Below are 15,562 nucleotides of genomic sequence, written 5' to 3'. Positions count from 1 at the left end.
ACCCCGCCCACACCGCTCACCCGATCCAGCTCCGGCTCCCCGGCCAGGCGGCCGCGCCCGACGGACCGCTCGACCCGTTCATGATGTACGTCCTGCACCACGGATTCCGGCGAGACCTCGCCGACTTCGCCGCCACCGTTCCGGCCACCCCCGTCGACGACGCGGGGACCTGGCGTGCGCTCTCCCGTCGATGGGCGATGTTCGCCCATGCGCTGCACCACCACCACACCGGCGAGGACCTGGAATTGTGGCCGCTGCTGCTCGAGCGGTGCGACAACGCCGAGGCGGAGGTCCTGCAGGCGATGGAGGACGAGCACGACGAGATCGATCCGCTGCTCGAAGAGTGTGCGGCCGGCTTCGCGCGGATGGCCGAACGCGCCGACGAACAGACCCGGGCCACCCTCGCGGACGCGCTGCAGCGCGCCCAGGAGGTCCTCGGCAGACACCTGGCCCATGAAGAGACCGACGCGATCGCCATCGTGCAGCGCCGCCTCACGCCGCAGGACTGGGACGCCTTCGAGGAGAAGATGAGCAAGCGCGCCGGTCTGGCCGAGACCCTGCGGACGTGCCCGCTCATGGCGAAAGGGCTGACCGGTCCCGACCGCGAGGCGGTCTACGCCCGCATCCCCGCCATCCTGCGGCTGATGATCAGACTCGGCGGACCGAGATTCCGGCGCCTCGACGACCGCGCGTTCTACTACAACCCGCGCTGAACACCGACGGCCGGCGAACTCACCGCGCCAGCGACCGACCGATCACCAACCGCTGGATCTGGTTGGTGCCCTCGAAGATCTGGGTGATCTTCGCTTCGCGCATGTAGCGCTCGACCGGGAAGTCGCGGGTGTAGCCGTAACCGCCGAACACCTGGACCGCATCGGTGGTGACCTTCATCGCGGCGTCGGTGGCCACCAGTTTGGCGGTCGCCGCCGCCCGCGTGTAGTCGATGCCGGCATCGCGGCGTCGAGCGGCGTCGAGGTAGGTCGCGCGGGCCGAGTCGACCGCGGCGGCCATGTCGGCGAGCACGAACGACAGCCCCTGGTGGTCGATGATCTTGCGGCCGAACGCGGCTCGTTCCTGCGCGTAGTCGACGGCGGCGTCGAGCGCCGCCTGCGCCAGGCCGGTGGCCACCGCAGCGATGCCCAGGCGTCCGGAATCAAGCGCGGAGAAGGCGATCTGCAGCCCCTGCCCCTCCGCCCCCAGCCGGCGTCCCTCCGCGACGAACGCGTCGTCGTAGGTGGCGCCGGTCGTCGGGACCGCGTGCAGGCCCATCTTGTCCTCCGGCTTGCCGAAGCTGAGCCCCTCGGTGTCCCGGGCGACGAAGAAGCAGGACACCCCCTTGGAACCCTCACCGGTGCGGGCGAAGACGTTGTACACATCAGCGATGCCGCCGTGCGTGATCCACGCCTTCGAGCCCGTCATCGAGTAACCGCCGTCGGTCGGTGCGGCGCGGCACGCAAGCGCCGCGGCGTCGGAGCCGGCCTGGGGTTCGCTCAGGCTGTAGGCACCGATCAGCTTGCCGTTCAACAGGTCCGGCAGCCACTGCTGCTTCTGCTCGTCGGTGCCGAAGTTGAACAGCGGATGGCAGGCCAGCCCGTGCACGCTGACCGCCACGGCGACCGCAGCCCAGCGCGCGCCGAGCTCCTCGAGCACCTGCAGGTAGACCTCGTACGGCTGGCCCCCGCCGTCCCACTCCGTCGGGTAGGGCAGCCCGAGCAACCCCGCCTCACCCAGTTCGGCGAACAACCCGTCCGGGTACCGACGGTCCTTCTCGTGCTGATCGACGATCGGCGCCATGCGCTTGTCGGCGATGTCGCGGACCAGCGCGATCAGGTCGCGCGCCTCGTCGTTGGGGAGCAGGCGATCGACCGGCATTCCAGACCTCCAGGGTTACGAAACTAGTACTCAGGTCTTCTGCACAGTACTATTTCGGGCAGCGTTCGTACAGCGGAAGGGAGCACGCATGGCCACCCAGGGTTTCGCCACCCGCCGACGGGCCGCGCTGTTCGACGCCCTTCTCGAGCTGATCCTGCGCGAGGGGTTCGCGCACCTGTCGATCGGTTCCATCGCGGCCGAACTCCGTTGCTCGAAGTCGACGCTGTACACCCTCGCCGCCAGCAAGGAACAACTGGTCACCGCCACCGTGACGCATTTCTTCCGCAGCGCGACCGAACAGGTCGAGTCACGGGTCGCGGCGTCGTCGAGTCCGCGCGAACGGGTCATCGTCTACCTGGTGGCGGTGGGTGAGGCACTCGCACCGGCCTCGGAGGCGTTCATGCGCGATCTCGACGCGTTCGAACCGGCACGCGCACTGTACGAGCGCAACACCGCGGCGGCATCGTCCCGGGTCCAGGCGCTCATCGCCGACGGGGTGTCGGCCGGCGAGTTCCGCAACGTCGACGCCGCGTTCGCCGCCGACCTCGCCTCATCCATGATGACCCGGATCCAGCGTCGCGAGGTGTGGGCCGCGACCGGACTCGACGACGCGGCCGCCTACCGCCAGCTCGCGTCGATCCTCACCGCGGGGATCGACGCCGGCCCGGACGCTCGAGGTGGGTGACACCCGCGTCGTCGACCCACCATTCGACCCGCACTTCCCGTGCGACATCGGGGCCGTCTCCGCCGTCGTTGCTGCGCAACGCGATCCACAGTTCGTCGTGTAGCCGGACATCGCCGTGCGGGATCTCGATCCCCCGCGACGCCCCGAAGCGCACCACCGCGGGGTGCGCCCAGCCGACTGCCTCCCCCGGCGCGGACACCGTCGCCGAATACTCCTCGCTCGCGAGCGGCAGGTCGAGCAGCGTGCCCAGCAGGTCGGCGTCGGCCGAGACCACGGTGGGTCCGGCGAGTACCGCCTCGTCGTCGGCCAGCGTCTGCAGGAACCACGGCCGGTCGACGACCACCGCGCGGTCGGCGGTTGTGCCGGCGAGGGTGCGCACCCGCTCGGGCACCTCGACGTCGTGCGCATCGACGACGCCGCTCCGGCACGCCGCGACGACGGCGGCATGCACGGACACCGTTGCGCCCGCACTGATCTCACGCTCCCGATCGCCCAGCCGGGTCAGCAGCAGCGTCGCGTCGTCGGCGGAGTCGGGTTCCAGCCGGGCGAGGGTGCCGGCGAGCTCGTCGGCATACGGGTGGTCGAGGGGATCGATGATGTTCTCGAGAACCTCATCCGACGGCGACCGGTACTCCCCCAGCAGCAGACCGTCGATCTCCGCATGGCGTCGTAACCACCACGCGGTGTAACCCGTCCGGTCGGCGAGCAGCGGCCGGATCCGTTCGTCGGTGGCCATCATGGTCAACGCCTCCGGCCAGCGCCGGTCCTCGATCAAGTCGAGATCCCGTACTGCACTGAGCTTCTCGGGCGCGTCCGGGAGGGTGGCCCACCAGTCCTCCTCGTCGGGCAGGTCATGCTCGGGCGCGACGGGCAGGTCGTCGTCGACGGTCACGAAACCCCAGCCGACGCCGATCCGCCGCAGTTCCTCGACGCCGCACTCGGCGACCACCTCGGCGTCGACCACACCGAACGGGTGATCGTCGACCAAGACCTCGAGCAGCGGGCTGCCCGGCAGCAGGAGTTCGTCGGCCGGCCGCAACTCGCCGTCGGCGTCGGGGAGGGCGAGCGCCGAGAGCCACGAGGGAACCGGTGCTTCCGGATCGGCTCGCAACACCGCACACACCTCGACGGCGAGCCGGTCATCGTCGGGGCCGGCCGAATCGAAGTCGACATCTTCGACGAGGCTGCGCAACAGCGGGTCCGAGACTGCCTGCGCGACCGTCAGATCCGCGACGCCGAGTCGGGTCAGCAGTTCGTGGCGCGCCTCGGGATGCACGGTGGGGATCCACCGCATGGGGGTCGAGATCCGGTCACTGACAAAGAGTCCACGTACCCCGATCGCCATCCGTCCGTCCGATCTCGGGATCGGCAGGGCGCCGAGTTCTTCCACCTCGCGGCCGGTCGACACCAGGGGCGCAAGGGCGGCGTACAGGTCGTGCCACCACGACGGTTCACGTTCGACGCCGACGAGACGTTCGGCGAGCCCCGCGAGCCCGAGCTCCGACACACCCAGCCGGCCCAGCGTCGGGAGATGTTGTGTCAGCGACAGATCCGGGTGGATCAGGTCACCGAACAGGTCGCCGAGGATCTCCGCGAGCCGATCGGTCAGCCCCACGAGCATCACCCCGCGCGGTGGCACCAGGTCGGCACCGGCCGCCGCCGGAAGCCACGCGACATCCCGCAGTTCGCGACGAACGGCCTCGATCAGGCGCGCGTCGTCGGGATTACGCGCGAGATGCAGTTCGGGTACCAGTTCGACCCTGCGCACCGGTTCGACGAGCCGGACGAGATCGACGTAACCCGCTGCCGCATCGCCGATCTCGGCACGTGGATGGAGGTGCCGTCGATCTGGCGTGAGTGCCAGGTCGGTGATGCACCGGCACGGCAGGCTGAGTTCGATGTCGGTGGGCGTGGGGGCGCGCAGGACCTCGCCGGCCGCCGCGGGCTCACCGTCGGCGTCGACGAGCCAGCGTGTGCCGCCCCGGGCGACCTCGAGCCATCGGCGCGTCGACGGCAGGCCGGTCGCGTCCGGCGCACCGACGACGGACACCGTCGTCACGACCGAGCGCGCGGCATCGTCGTCGACGTCCGGCCCCGCCGACCGTTCGGCCGACACCTCGACATCGCCGACGCTGATCCGTTGCAGCGCAGTCAGTTCGACGACCAGATCCGGCGCCTGGCCGAGCATGGCGGCGAGAAGCGGGCCGGGTTCCTCCCGGAGGTGCAGGACCACCTCGGTGTCGAAGCCATCGGTCGGCGTCTGATCCGTCGGCCACACCAGCCGCAGCACCGGCACGTCCGCGGGCCCGTCGACGGAGATCCCGGCAGCTCGCGCGACGTCCATCGTGTCCGCTCGGTCGAAGACCACCGACCCACTGCGCGAACGGATCTCGATTCGATCGGCGACCGTCGCGGTGGCGGTGAAGCCGACCCCGAACCGCCCGATCTGCCGGGCGCCCGAGTCGTCCGCGGCCTTCGCCGACACCCGCAACGCGGCGAGTGAACGCACCCCCGCATCGGTCAGCGGGGCCCCGGTGTTGGCGACATGCAACTCGGTGCCGTCCACCCAGACCGCCAGCCGGCCCTCGACACCGGCCGCCGCGGCCGCGTCGGCGGCGTTCGCGGCCAGTTCGGTCAGCAGTCGATCCCGGTAGCCGACGGTCACCAGATCCGCTTCGGCGGCCGCGTCCTCGGCCAACCGGGTCGGCGACGCCGCCCACGCATCCAGGGTCGACGACCGCAATGTCGCGGTGCCGAACGGATCGTCGGTCACGGTCGGTTCGCGCCGGATCAGGTCCGGGCCGGTTCCGCGTCCCGGGAGATCTCGACGACCTCGATCGCGCCGTCGTCGTAGGCGTCGTACGCGGGCGATCCGTTCCCCTTGGGGCCCTGCACGTCCGAGTGCGCACCGCATCCGTATTCGGCCGACACCACGCGCCCGTCGGCCGCCAGTTCGTTGGTGCAGGCGCCGAAGCCGGCGCGCAGCGCACCCGCGAGCGGGACGTAGAAACCACAGGTACAGCACGAGTACGGCGCGGCCTGCGCCATCTCCGAGCCGGGACCGAAGTCGCCGTCGTACCAGCGCTGCGCAGCCTCGGCGCGTCCCTCCGGGCTCAGGAGTCTCTTGCGGCCGAGCCCCAGCTCGCCCGCGACCTGACCGATGTCGTCGGGTTCCACGGACTCGGACTCGAATCGGAACTCGTCGCCGGTGTCGATCTGGTTCGGCACGAGACGCGGGTCGTCGGGTTCGGCGGCGAGCAGATCGCCCGGTGCGAGATCGCCCGACGCGACCCGCTCCGACCACGGCACCCACGGCGGCGCGAGCAGCGAGCCGTCACCGGGAAGCAGCACGACCTCGCTGAGCGTGATCTCGTCGCTGCCCGGGGAACCCGCCAGCACGACGCACCACTGCCACCCCCGGTAGCCCGTGAGCTCGGCATCGAAGTAGTGAGCGGCGGCCCAGTCGCCCTCGGCGACACTGCGCCGGTGCGCTCCGGGCCGCTGACCTTCATCGAGCAGCGCGGAACGCGCGATGTCGACGGCTGCCAGCAGCCGTTCGGTCTCACCGTGCCGTTCGCCGTCACCAACCTGAGTCACCGCTCCAGTGTGCAATACCGCCGACGTGTGCCACACAACCGACCCGCTTCAAGCGACCACAGCCGGAGATGAGGAACAATCGTCTGCGTGATCCCACGGAGTTCCCGACACGACGAGGGGCGCGGGGCCCCCAGGGGTCCCGCCGACCAGCACCCTCGGCAACCGCCACCCGCCGGTCGTGCACGACGCGCCGCGCAGCACCCCGGTTCGACGAACTATCCGGCCGACGAGACGCGGCAGATGCGGACCCGGCGACCGGCGCCGGGATGGGGAGAGCCGCCGTCCGGGCCGGGTCCCGGCCGCAACGCCTACCTCCCCCCGCCGACCCACAACCCGCATCTCCCGCCGCTCGACGACCGCGCCCGTCCGCCGGCCGACGAGGCGACCCGGGCGATGCCGACCGACCACGGGCCCCAGAACGGTGGAAGCCGTACACCCAAGAAGCTGACGGTGATGCGGGTCGCGGCGATGCGGAGTCGCGAGCTGACCGGCAGGGGGATCGGCAAGATCCACCGGGCGGCCACCGCCGACGGCGCCGACCAGTCGGGCCTGACCGCGCTGACGCTGCCGGTGATCGCCAACTTCGCCGCCGACGCCGCGATGGCCGTCGCGCTGGCGAACACGCTGTTCTTCGCCGCCGCGACCGGTGAGTCGAAGACCAATGTGGCCTTGTACCTGGCACTGACAATCGCGCCGTTCGCCCTGATCGCTCCGCTCATCGGCCCGCTCCTCGACCGACTGCAGCGCGGCCGCCGCATCGCCATGGCCACGACCTTCGGCCTGCGCGTCGTCCTGGCCCTGCTCATCATGGCCAACGTCCAGTGGAACGACATCACCCAGCAGCTCGAATACGACCCATGGGTGCTCTATCCGTGTGCCCTCGGTCTGCTGGTGCTGTCCAAATCGTTCGGCGTCCTCAAGTCGGCCGTCACGCCGCGTGTGGTGCCGCCGACCATCGACCTTCCCCGGGTCAATTCACGGCTGACCACTTTCGGCCTCATCGGGGGCACGGTCGTGGGCGGCGCGGTCGCCGCGGCCATCGAGTTCCTCCTCGGCCAGCTGCTCCCGCTGCATCTGCCGGGTGCCATGGTGTGGCTGGCCGTCGTCGCGGCCGCGGGCGCCTACCTGTGCATGCGCATCCCGGCGTGGGTCGAGTCCACCGAGGGCGAGATCCCGACGACCCTCACGTACCACGGCGAGCCCGCGCGGTCGGTCCCCGGCGACTCCGAGCAGCCGACGAGCGCTCGCGACGGCGCGAAGATGCTCGCGGCGAAGATGCGCCAGCCACTCGGACGCAAGGTCGTCGCCGGGTTGTGGGGCAACGGCACGATCCGCATCCTGACCGGCTTCCTGACGCTGTTCGTGGCGTTCTACGCCAAGGCCCAGCAGGGCGACGCCTCGGACTGGACCCAGCTGCTTCTCCTCGGCGCGGTCGGCGCCGCCGCCGGCGTCGGCAACATGATCGGCAACGGCGTCGGCACCCGCCTCGAGCTGAAGAACCCGCCGAACATCGTCGTCGGCGCGACCGCCGCCTGCTTCGTCGTCGCGGTCCTGGCCGCCATCTTCGGCAACATCGCCGCGGCCGCCGTGGCAGCCCTGGTCGCCTCCGGCACCAGCGCGATCGGGAAGGTGTGCCTCGACTCGTCCATCCAGGACGACCTGCCCGACGAGTCCCGCGCCTCGGCGTTCGGCCGGTCGGAGACGGTGCTGCAGCTGTCGTGGGTCTTCGGCGCCTCGCTCGGGGTGCTGCTGCCGCCGACCCTGTGGATCGGGTTCACGGTCGTCTCGGTACTGCTCGGCCTCGGGCTGCTGCAGACGGTGATGACCACCCGCGGCAAGTCACTGGTCCCCGGTCTGGGCGGTCGACGCCCCGACCACGCCGCGCCCACCGTCGCCTTCCGCGCGGCAGAAGCCCGATCGGCCACCCGGACCGGTCCGGCGGACGCCGACACCCGACCGCACGCCGCGCGGCCCTCGACCGCCCGGATGCCCACCCGGACCCCGTCGACCGCCCCGTTCGAGACCCGGGGTGAGCGCCCGTACAGCCCCGGCGATCACCCGCCGCCCAACCAGACAGGACAACGTCGTCAGTGATCAGCAGTGGTGAGAAGAAGGCTCTGTCGATCATCGCGATCGTCGTCGTGCTGTTCGTCGCGGTGGTGGGGACGTCGGTGTTCCTGCTGACCCGCAACGCGGCGCACGACGATCAGCCCTACCTGCACGTCGCGGTCGGCGATGAGTTGCACACCGTCGATCCGCGCTGGTGGTGCGATTTGATGCTGACCGCGTGCGATCCCGAGATCACCGCGCCGAACGAGACCGCGACGGTGCCGGTGCCGGTGGGTTCGACGATCATGCTGACGGTCTCGAGCGAGATCGCGCAGGGTCCGTGGAACCTCGCGGCGGTCTATCGGACTCCGCGCGGGATCGTCGAGGACGAGCAGCAGCAGGGCGCGGACGACACCTTCACCCTGACGCTCCGGTCGGAACCGGACCGGGTGCTGGTCGGGTTCACCGTGATCTCGGCGTCGGCGCGGCTCACCCCCGCCGACGACGTCCTGCCGCGCGGCGAGCTCGCGGTTCAGACCGCGCCCGCCGCGTAGTCGGCCCTAGGAGTCGAGCTCCCGCGCGACGGCACGCACGACTTCGGAGATCCGCTGTGCGGTCTTACGGTCGGGGTAACGCCCCTTGCGCAGGTCCGGCTGGACCTTGCCCTCGAGCAGGGTGATGAGGTCGGCGACCATCCCGTGCAGTTCGTCGGGGGTGTGCCGCTTCACGTCCTTGCGGGCGGCTTCGCGCACGTTCTTGGAGACGCTGGGTGCCGGTTCGAGCACCTTCACGCTCAACGCCTGCGGGCCGCGACGACCGGCGGCCATGCCGAACTCGACGCGCTGGCCCGGCTTGAGCGCCTCGACTCCGTCGGGCAACGCTGCCGAACGGACGTAGACGTCCTCACCGCTCTCCTGGGAGAGGAAGCCGAAGCCCTTGTCCGCGTCGTACCACTTCACCTTGCCGGTCGGCACTGTGCTCACCCTCATCTGTTCTAGATCTGTCGAAAAACGACCCGTCACGACAAAAGACGCCGTCACCCATCTCGCGGCCCGGACGGTGGAAGACCGTGCGAGCCCAGACGGATGCAAGGCGCCTGCTTCGGACCATCCTAGCCAACGCCCCACCGCGCGGTCACACCATTACCCGGCGGGCACGGATCGCGCGGCGTCGCACCGGCGCGCGTTGCACTACCGTGGCGGGTATGCAGAAGACATCCTCCCCGCGGTTGCTGCAGGCTGCCGGGGTCGTGTTCATGATCGGAATTCTGGCGATCGTGGCGTTGTTCCTGACACCGTTGGTGACCGGCGGCGACACCGCGCCGACCGCCGTCTATCTGCTGACCATGTGCGCACCGCTGGGCTTCGTCCTGGGCCTGGTGTACGCACTCCGTGCCGGACGCCGAGCCAGGTGAGGACCGTGACCACAACCATCGACACCACCCCCGATCTCTCCCCCGTCTCCGACGGGCGGGCGCTGCGTGACGCGTACAGCTGTTTCCCGTCGGGCGTCGTGGCGGTGTGTTGCGAACAGCGTGACGGGGATTCGACCACATTGATCGGAATGGCCGCGAGCTCGTTCACCACCGTGTCGCTCGACCCGCCGCTCGTCTCGGTCTGCGTCCAGAACACCTCGACGACCTGGCCGCGGATCCGTACCGCACCGGCCATCGGGGTCAGCGTGTTCGCCGGCGACCAGATCGAACTCTGCAAGCAGCTCGCCGGGTCGTCGGAGCACCGGTTCGACGGCATCACGCCGCTGAGCACCGATCGCGGGGCGGTCTTCGTGCCCGACGCGGCCGCCCACCTGTCGTGCACGATCCACAACGAGATCCAGGCCGGCGACCACACCGTCGTGTTGCTGGAGATCGGGACCTTGCGCGCCGATCCCGACATCGAGCCCCTGGTCTTCCACGCCAGCACCTTCCGCGCCCTGGAGGCGCGCACGGACCCGACCCGGAAGTGAGTCGCCCAGCACCATGAGCACGGTCGGCCTCGGACTGCCGCTGCCCCGCTCCCCGCGGGAAGCAGCGACCTCCGACGCGCCCACCGACGGGCCGTTGCTCGACACCTTCGGTCGGGTCGCGAAGGATCTCCGGGTCTCGGTCACCGACCGCTGCAATCTGCGGTGCTCGTACTGCATGCCGGCCGAGGGCCTCGACTGGATGCCCACCGACCAGGTGCTGTCCACCGACGAACTGATCCGGGTGCTCACCGTCGCAGTGCGCCACCTGGGAATCGAGCGCATCCGATTCACCGGCGGCGAACCACTGCTGCGCCGCGACCTCGAGGACGTCATCGCCGCCGTCGCGGGCCTCCCGCAGTCGCCCGAGATCGCGATGACGACGAACGGACTCGGACTGACCCGGCGGGTCGGCGGTCTGGTCGACGCCGGCCTCGGCCGTATCAACATCTCGCTGGACACCATCGACCCGGCCCGCTTCGCCGAGATCACGCGCCGGGACCGTCTGTCCGATGTGCTCGACGGCCTGGCGGCGGCCCGCCGCGCCGGGCTCGACCCGGTCAAGGTCAACGCCGTGGTACCCGACCGCAGCGACCTGCCCGGAGTCCCCGACCTGCTCGCCTACTGTCTCGAGCACGGTTACGAGCTGCGCATCATCGAACAGATGCCACTCGACGCCGACCATGCGTGGCAGCGAGCACAGATGGTGACCGCACAGGAGATCCTCGCGACCCTGCGGAAGCGGTTCACCCTGCTGCCCGACCCTGCGCCACGTGGGAGCGCGCCCGCCGCCACGTGGCTCGTCGACGGCCACCGCGGCGCGCACGGCCCGGCACGCGTCGGGGTGATCGCGTCGGTCACCCGGCCGTTCTGCGGGGACTGCGACCGCACCCGGCTCACCGCGGACGGATCACTGCGCAACTGCCTGTTCGCGACGTCGGAAACCGACGTGCGGCACGCGTTGCGCACCCTCCCCGACGACGAGATCGACGCCGCCCTCGCGCGCCTGTGGCGCGCGAACATGTGGGCGAAAGCGGCGGGCCACGAAGTGAACGCGGCGGGCTTCACCCAACCGGATCGGCCGATGTCGGCGATCGGCGGCTAGGCTCGCGTCCGATGCAGCTCACAGTTCGTTTCTTCGCGGCCGCGCGCGCCGCGGCCGGTGCCGAGGAGAAGGTGATCGACGTCGACCCGTCGACCCCGCTCGGCGCCCTCGAGGGCATCCTCGCCGCCGGAAACCCCTCCCTCGCCACGGTTCTCGAACGCTGCTCGTATCTGCGCGACGAGATCGCGTTCTCCGATCGGACGCGTGCGCTCGGCACGTGCACGACACTCGACGTCCTCCCCCCGTTTGCCGGTGGCTGACGCCACACCCGGCCTGTGACCTTAGTCACATCACGGTGCGGTAACAGGATGGGCACGGGACGGCCACTAACCCGTTGAACTGGGATGACGGCCGAAGTGGGTCGGAAGACCCGGATCCGGGCCGAAAATCGCTTGCGTCCAAGCAGGTGATTCAGTCCAACGAACGACGTACTGTTCGAAGCGTCCTCCTCGGAGGTCACGACACAGCAACCAAGACATAACGTCCCACCGGCCGCGCCGAGCCTCGTTCCGCCGGTGGGAACGACAAGCAATCTAGGAACGAGGACGGGGGACCCAACCTCATCCCCTGAGACCGGGCACCACACCAGGTGTCCTCGGGGTTAAGTCCCGGAAGTCGCGGCGACCACCACGACGACCCGGGACCGAGCACCTCTCGCTCGAACCCGACAGCTGACTTCGTAGGCGCGTGGAGAGAGGAAACACAGACATGTCCGGACGTCATCGCAAGCAGACGACCAGCACGGCCGCCAAGACCATCACCAAGGTCGCCCTCACCGGCGCGGTCCTCGGCGGCGGAGCAGCCCTCCTGGGCACCGGTACCGCCAATGCGGCCACCGACGCCGAGTGGAACCAGGTCGCGCAGTGCGAATCCGGTGGCAACTGGGCCATCGCGACCGGCAACGGCTACCACGGCGGCCTGCAGTTCTCCCCGAGCACCTGGACCGGCCACGGCGGCGGCGAGTTCGCCCCAACCGCCGATCAGGCCTCGCGCGAGGAGCAGATCGTCGTCGCCGAGCGTGTGCTCGGTTCGCAGGGCAAGGGTGCCTGGCCCACCTGTGGCACCGGCCTGTCGGGCTCGACCCCGCGCAGCGCGCCGACCGACACCCCGCGTGAGATCGCCCCGGTGCTCCCCGGCGGCAACGGCAGCGTCGACCTGGCGAAGACCACCGAGGACGTCGCCAACCAGGTCACCGACGCCCTCACCGAGGCCGGCGTCAGCCCCGAGATCAAGAACCTCTGGCAGGCGGCCAAGGACAGCGGCGTCACGCTGAACCAGGACCAGATCAAGCTGTTCAACGACAACAAGCACCTGCTGCCCAACCCCTGATCGCCGCTCGACGCCTGATCTGGGACCCAGACGAAGGGCCCCGCACGATGGACCATCCGTGCGGGGCCCTTTTCCATTGGTTTCGACAAGCTCAACCAGCGGGGGTCAGCTCAACCAGCGGGGGGTCAGCTCAACCAGCGGGGGTCAGCTCAACCAGCGGGGGGCGGGGTCAGGCCGAGTTGACCCATTCGTCGGTGCCGTCGTCGAAGAACTGGTGTTTCCAGACTGGCAGGCGGGCCTTGACCTCGTCGACGAGGCGCGAGCAGGTCTCGAACGCCGCCCGACGATGGTCGGCCGCCACCGCGACCACGAACGCGATGTCGCCGATGACGAGGTCGCCGACCCGGTGGGACACCGCGACCGCGCGCACCCCGTGGACCGCGGAGACCTCCGCGACGACCTCGGCCAGGACCTTCGTCGCCGTGGGATGCCCCGAGTAATGCAGCGCGGTCACGGTGCGGCCGCCGTCGTGGTCGCGGACCGCGCCCACGAACCCGACCACCGCACCGGCTTTACCTTCGGCGGCGTCGATGACCATCGCCTCGTGGTCGGCCAGCGTGATCGGCTCGTCGACGACCGCGGTGTGCACCACGTGCGAGCCGGCCTCTCGGGTCATCGGTGGTCGCCTCCGCGGATCTGATCGAGCGCGTGGTGGACGACGCCGGCGAGGACGCCGAGCCCGTCGCGGACCCCGCCGGTCGAACCGGGCAGGTTCACGACGAGGGTCGTCCCGGCGATTCCGGCGAGTCCGCGTGAGAGGACCGCGGTGGGCACCGTCGGCAGCCCGGCCGACCGGATGGCGTCGGCCAGACCCGGGATCTCGACGTCGAGGAGCGGGCGGGTCTGCTCCGGAGTCCGGTCCGTGGGCGTCAAACCCGTTCCGCCCGTGGTGATGACGAGGTCGACCTCGGCGTAGATCGCGGCGCGGAGGGCCTCGCCGACCGGCGGGCCGTCGGCGACGACGTCGCACTCGTCGACGGTGAAACCCTGCTCGACCAGCCAGGCCTCGATGATCGGTCCGGACCGGTCTTCGTAGACACCGCTGCTGGCGCGGTTCGACGCGACGACGACGCGCGCCACGCGAGGAGTTCTCTGGTCAGTCATGAGCCGGGTCAGACGGTTCGCGGTACCAGTCGCCGGATTTGCCGCCGGTCTTGGCGAGCAGGCGGATGCCGTCCATCTGCGCCCGTCGGTCGACGGCCTTGACCATGTCGTGAAGCGTCAGCCCGGCGACTGCGACCGCTGTCAACGCCTCCATCTCCACACCCGTCTGGCCGGAGGTCGCCACGGTCGCGGTGACCTCGATCGTGTCGGCGCCGATCGCGAAGTCGACCTCCACCGACGACAACGCCAGCTGATGGCACAGCGGGATCAACTCGTCGGTGCGTTTGGCCGCCATGATCCCGGCGATGCGCGCCGTGGCCAGCACATCTCCTTTGGGCAGCCGCGACTCGCTCAGGAGACCGATCACCTCGGCGGTGGTGTGGAACGTGCCGGCGGCGACGGCGCGACGCTTCGTCGTCGGCTTGGCGCCGACGTCGACCATGCGGGCCGTTCCGGACTCGTCCAGATGACTCAGCCGAGAGCCGCCGGCCGGCCCGGTGTCCCGGGCGTCCGACCCACCTTCGTCAGTCCCGGTGGGCGGCATCGACGTCAGCGGTTGACGATGGTCTTCGACTGCACGAACGGCAGGTCGTCGACCGGAAGCGGGAACTCGGTGTCGCCGAACGGCGACAACGCACCCGAGATGTGGGTCGCGAGTTCGGAGACCGCGTGCTCGGCGGCATCGCCGTTCTCGTCCTGCGGCCAGCCGTTGTCGACGTAGTGCTTCTTGCCCTTGGCAGATTCGACGACCTTGCCGGTGCCGGCCCCCGCTTCGCCGGAGGAGGGTGTTTCAGCGCCAGATTTGTTTGCCACGTCGTGCATTGTGCCATGCCGTTCGAATGAACAAGACCCGTGTCCGGGGCGGAAGTCCCGTGCCGGGGCTAAGGTCGTCGCAACACAGGTCACGCCCCAGGAGGCGCCCATGGTCGCCCAACCGGTCCAGGTCGCCGGCTACCGGGTGATCACGCGGCTGGGGAGCGGCGGAATGGGCACCGTCTACCTGGTCGAGAATCCGCAACTTCGTCGGCGCGAGGCCCTCAAGGTGATCTCGATCGCCGAGACCGTCGACGAGGAGTTCGCGCGCCGGTTCAGTCGCGAAGCACAGACCGCGGCCGCCCTCGACCATCCGTCGATCGTCACGATCTACCACTACGGCGTCGCCGACGGCGACCCCTGGTTCACGATGGCCTACCTCGACGGCCGCGACCTCCGACGCGCCTCGCTCCGCCCCGACGAGGTGGTGGCCGTCGCCTCCCGGGTCGCCGACGCCCTCGACTACGCACACGAGCACGGCGTGATCCACCGCGACATCAAACCCGGCAACATCATGGTCACGCGCCGAGCGATGGACGACGCCCTCGACCGCGTCGTCGTGCTCGACTTCGGGATCGCGAAACTCACCACCGCGACCACCCTGACGGCGCCGTCGTCGTTCGTGGGCACCCTCGTCTACGCCGCGCCGGAGATCCTCGACGGCAAACCCGCGGGTCCCGCATCGGATCAGTACGCGCTGGCCTGCACCGCCTACGAATTGCTCTCCGGCGCAACCCCGTTCGATGCCGACACACAGACCCGTCACATCGTCGCCAAGCTCACGACGCGCCCCGCGCCGATCAGCACCCACCGACCCGAGCTCGCCGCCCTCGATCCCGTCTTCGACCGTGCGCTCGCGCGCGGTCCCCTCGACCGGTACCCCACCTGCAGTTCGTTCGCCGCGGATCTGCGCGCCGCGCTGGAACGAACTCGTCCCGACAACCGACCGCCCGCGCCCGTGGCCGCGACCCAGGTCATCACCCCGCCTCCGCCGGCGAAACCGACCCAACCGTGGGTCGCGGCCACGGGCGCGGGCGGTCGGTTGT

At 70.2% G+C, this 15,562-nt stretch carries 18 protein-coding genes and 1 riboswitch; of the genes, 10 read left to right on the top strand and 8 right to left on the bottom strand.

What is annotated here, in order from left to right:
* A partial coding sequence (locus FFS52_RS22640) for a hemerythrin domain-containing protein (protein WP_137810991.1) occupies nucleotides 1-713 on the top strand: 713 nt, incomplete at its 5' end.
* Nucleotides 714-732: 19 nt separating this feature from the next.
* Here the strand turns inward: FFS52_RS22640 and FFS52_RS22635 are convergent.
* Entirely contained in the window at nucleotides 733-1,872 is a 1,140-nt protein-coding gene (locus FFS52_RS22635; RefSeq protein ID WP_137810990.1) for an acyl-CoA dehydrogenase family protein, read from the bottom strand.
* Nucleotides 1,873-1,960: 88 nt separating this feature from the next.
* Between FFS52_RS22635 and FFS52_RS22630 the strand changes: the two genes are divergently transcribed.
* Nucleotides 1,961-2,557 (top strand): TetR/AcrR family transcriptional regulator, encoded by a 597-nt coding sequence (locus FFS52_RS22630; protein WP_058251621.1) that lies wholly within the window; start codon nucleotides 1,961-1,963, stop codon nucleotides 2,555-2,557.
* Here FFS52_RS22630 and FFS52_RS22625 read toward each other — a convergent pair.
* Nucleotides 2,514-5,330 carry a hypothetical protein gene (locus FFS52_RS22625; protein ID WP_137810989.1) on the bottom strand — a complete coding sequence of 939 codons (2,817 nt, stop codon included), beginning with the start codon at nucleotides 5,328-5,330 and terminating at the stop codon, nucleotides 2,514-2,516. The two genes, FFS52_RS22630 and FFS52_RS22625, sit on opposite strands and share 44 nt — an antisense overlap.
* Before the next feature lie 17 nt (nucleotides 5,331-5,347).
* Entirely contained in the window at nucleotides 5,348-6,154 is an 807-nt protein-coding gene (locus FFS52_RS22620) for a DUF3027 domain-containing protein (protein ID WP_078113542.1), read from the bottom strand.
* 240 nt (nucleotides 6,155-6,394) lie between these two features.
* Between FFS52_RS22620 and FFS52_RS22615 the strand changes: the two genes are divergently transcribed.
* Together FFS52_RS22615 and FFS52_RS22610 are read left to right on the top strand one after the other, a co-directional pair.
* The gene (locus FFS52_RS22615) at nucleotides 6,395-8,248 is read left to right on the top strand and encodes an MFS transporter (protein ID WP_249356600.1); all 1,854 of its coding nucleotides are present in this window, start codon (nucleotides 6,395-6,397) and stop codon (nucleotides 8,246-8,248) included.
* Nucleotides 8,245-8,757: a DUF2771 family protein gene (locus tag FFS52_RS22610; protein WP_058251625.1), complete on the top strand. Its 513-nt coding sequence runs from the start codon at nucleotides 8,245-8,247 to the stop codon at nucleotides 8,755-8,757. The genes FFS52_RS22615 and FFS52_RS22610 overlap by 4 nt, the downstream gene beginning before the upstream one ends.
* Before the next feature lie 6 nt (nucleotides 8,758-8,763).
* Here FFS52_RS22610 and FFS52_RS22605 read toward each other — a convergent pair whose 3' ends face one another.
* On the bottom strand, nucleotides 8,764-9,177 hold the full coding sequence (locus FFS52_RS22605) for a cold-shock protein (RefSeq protein ID WP_004020198.1): 414 nt from the start codon (nucleotides 9,175-9,177) through the stop codon (nucleotides 8,764-8,766).
* Nucleotides 9,178-9,407: 230 nt separating this feature from the next.
* Between FFS52_RS22605 and FFS52_RS22600 the strand changes: the two genes are divergently transcribed.
* From FFS52_RS22600 to FFS52_RS22580, 5 genes are all read left to right on the top strand, one after another.
* Nucleotides 9,408-9,617 carry a hypothetical protein gene (locus FFS52_RS22600; protein WP_058251626.1) on the top strand — a complete coding sequence of 70 codons (210 nt, stop codon included), beginning with the start codon at nucleotides 9,408-9,410 and terminating at the stop codon, nucleotides 9,615-9,617.
* Between the two features lie 5 nt (nucleotides 9,618-9,622).
* On the top strand, nucleotides 9,623-10,168 hold the full coding sequence (locus FFS52_RS22595) for a flavin reductase family protein (protein WP_078113540.1): 546 nt from the start codon (nucleotides 9,623-9,625) through the stop codon (nucleotides 10,166-10,168).
* A gap of 13 nt (nucleotides 10,169-10,181) precedes the next feature.
* Nucleotides 10,182-11,270: a GTP 3',8-cyclase MoaA gene (moaA, locus tag FFS52_RS22590; protein WP_058251627.1), complete on the top strand. Its 1,089-nt coding sequence runs from the start codon at nucleotides 10,182-10,184 to the stop codon at nucleotides 11,268-11,270.
* Nucleotides 11,271-11,281: 11 nt separating this feature from the next.
* Nucleotides 11,282-11,530, top strand: a complete 249-nt coding sequence (locus FFS52_RS22585; protein WP_058251628.1) for a hypothetical protein — start codon at nucleotides 11,282-11,284, stop codon at nucleotides 11,528-11,530.
* Between the two features lie 225 nt (nucleotides 11,531-11,755).
* Nucleotides 11,756-11,972: riboswitch (cyclic di-AMP (ydaO/yuaA leader) on the top strand.
* A gap of 6 nt (nucleotides 11,973-11,978) precedes the next feature.
* Nucleotides 11,979-12,599 (top strand): transglycosylase family protein, encoded by a 621-nt coding sequence (locus FFS52_RS22580; RefSeq protein ID WP_058251629.1) that lies wholly within the window; start codon nucleotides 11,979-11,981, stop codon nucleotides 12,597-12,599.
* A gap of 169 nt (nucleotides 12,600-12,768) precedes the next feature.
* Here FFS52_RS22580 and FFS52_RS22575 read toward each other — a convergent pair whose 3' ends face one another.
* From FFS52_RS22575 to FFS52_RS22560, 4 genes are read right to left on the bottom strand one after another with little or no spacing between them, the layout of a single operon-like run.
* Nucleotides 12,769-13,215, bottom strand: coding sequence for a molybdenum cofactor biosynthesis protein MoaE (locus FFS52_RS22575; RefSeq protein WP_058251630.1), 447 nt, complete (start codon nucleotides 13,213-13,215; stop codon nucleotides 12,769-12,771).
* A complete protein-coding gene (locus tag FFS52_RS22570; RefSeq protein WP_058251631.1) occupies nucleotides 13,212-13,703 on the bottom strand; it encodes a molybdenum cofactor synthesis domain-containing protein in 492 nt (163 codons plus the stop codon). Before FFS52_RS22570 ends, FFS52_RS22575 begins: the two co-directional genes overlap by 4 nt.
* The gene (gene moaC / locus FFS52_RS22565) at nucleotides 13,696-14,247 is read right to left on the bottom strand and encodes a cyclic pyranopterin monophosphate synthase MoaC (protein ID WP_058251632.1); all 552 of its coding nucleotides are present in this window, start codon (nucleotides 14,245-14,247) and stop codon (nucleotides 13,696-13,698) included. Before moaC ends, FFS52_RS22570 begins: the two co-directional genes overlap by 8 nt.
* Before the next feature lie 5 nt (nucleotides 14,248-14,252).
* Entirely contained in the window at nucleotides 14,253-14,525 is a 273-nt protein-coding gene (locus FFS52_RS22560; protein ID WP_058251633.1) for a hypothetical protein, read from the bottom strand.
* A gap of 100 nt (nucleotides 14,526-14,625) precedes the next feature.
* Here FFS52_RS22560 and FFS52_RS22555 point away from each other — a divergent pair.
* A partial coding sequence (locus FFS52_RS22555; RefSeq protein ID WP_137810987.1) for a serine/threonine-protein kinase occupies nucleotides 14,626-15,562 on the top strand: 937 nt, incomplete at its 3' end.

The organism is Gordonia sp. ALPHA1B1, from assembly GCF_005502615.1.
Taxonomy (GTDB): Bacteria; Actinomycetota; Actinomycetes; order Mycobacteriales; family Mycobacteriaceae; genus Gordonia; species Gordonia hongkongensis.
Note: the sequence above shows the minus strand (reverse complement) of the source record. Positions and strands in the feature narration are given on the sequence as shown.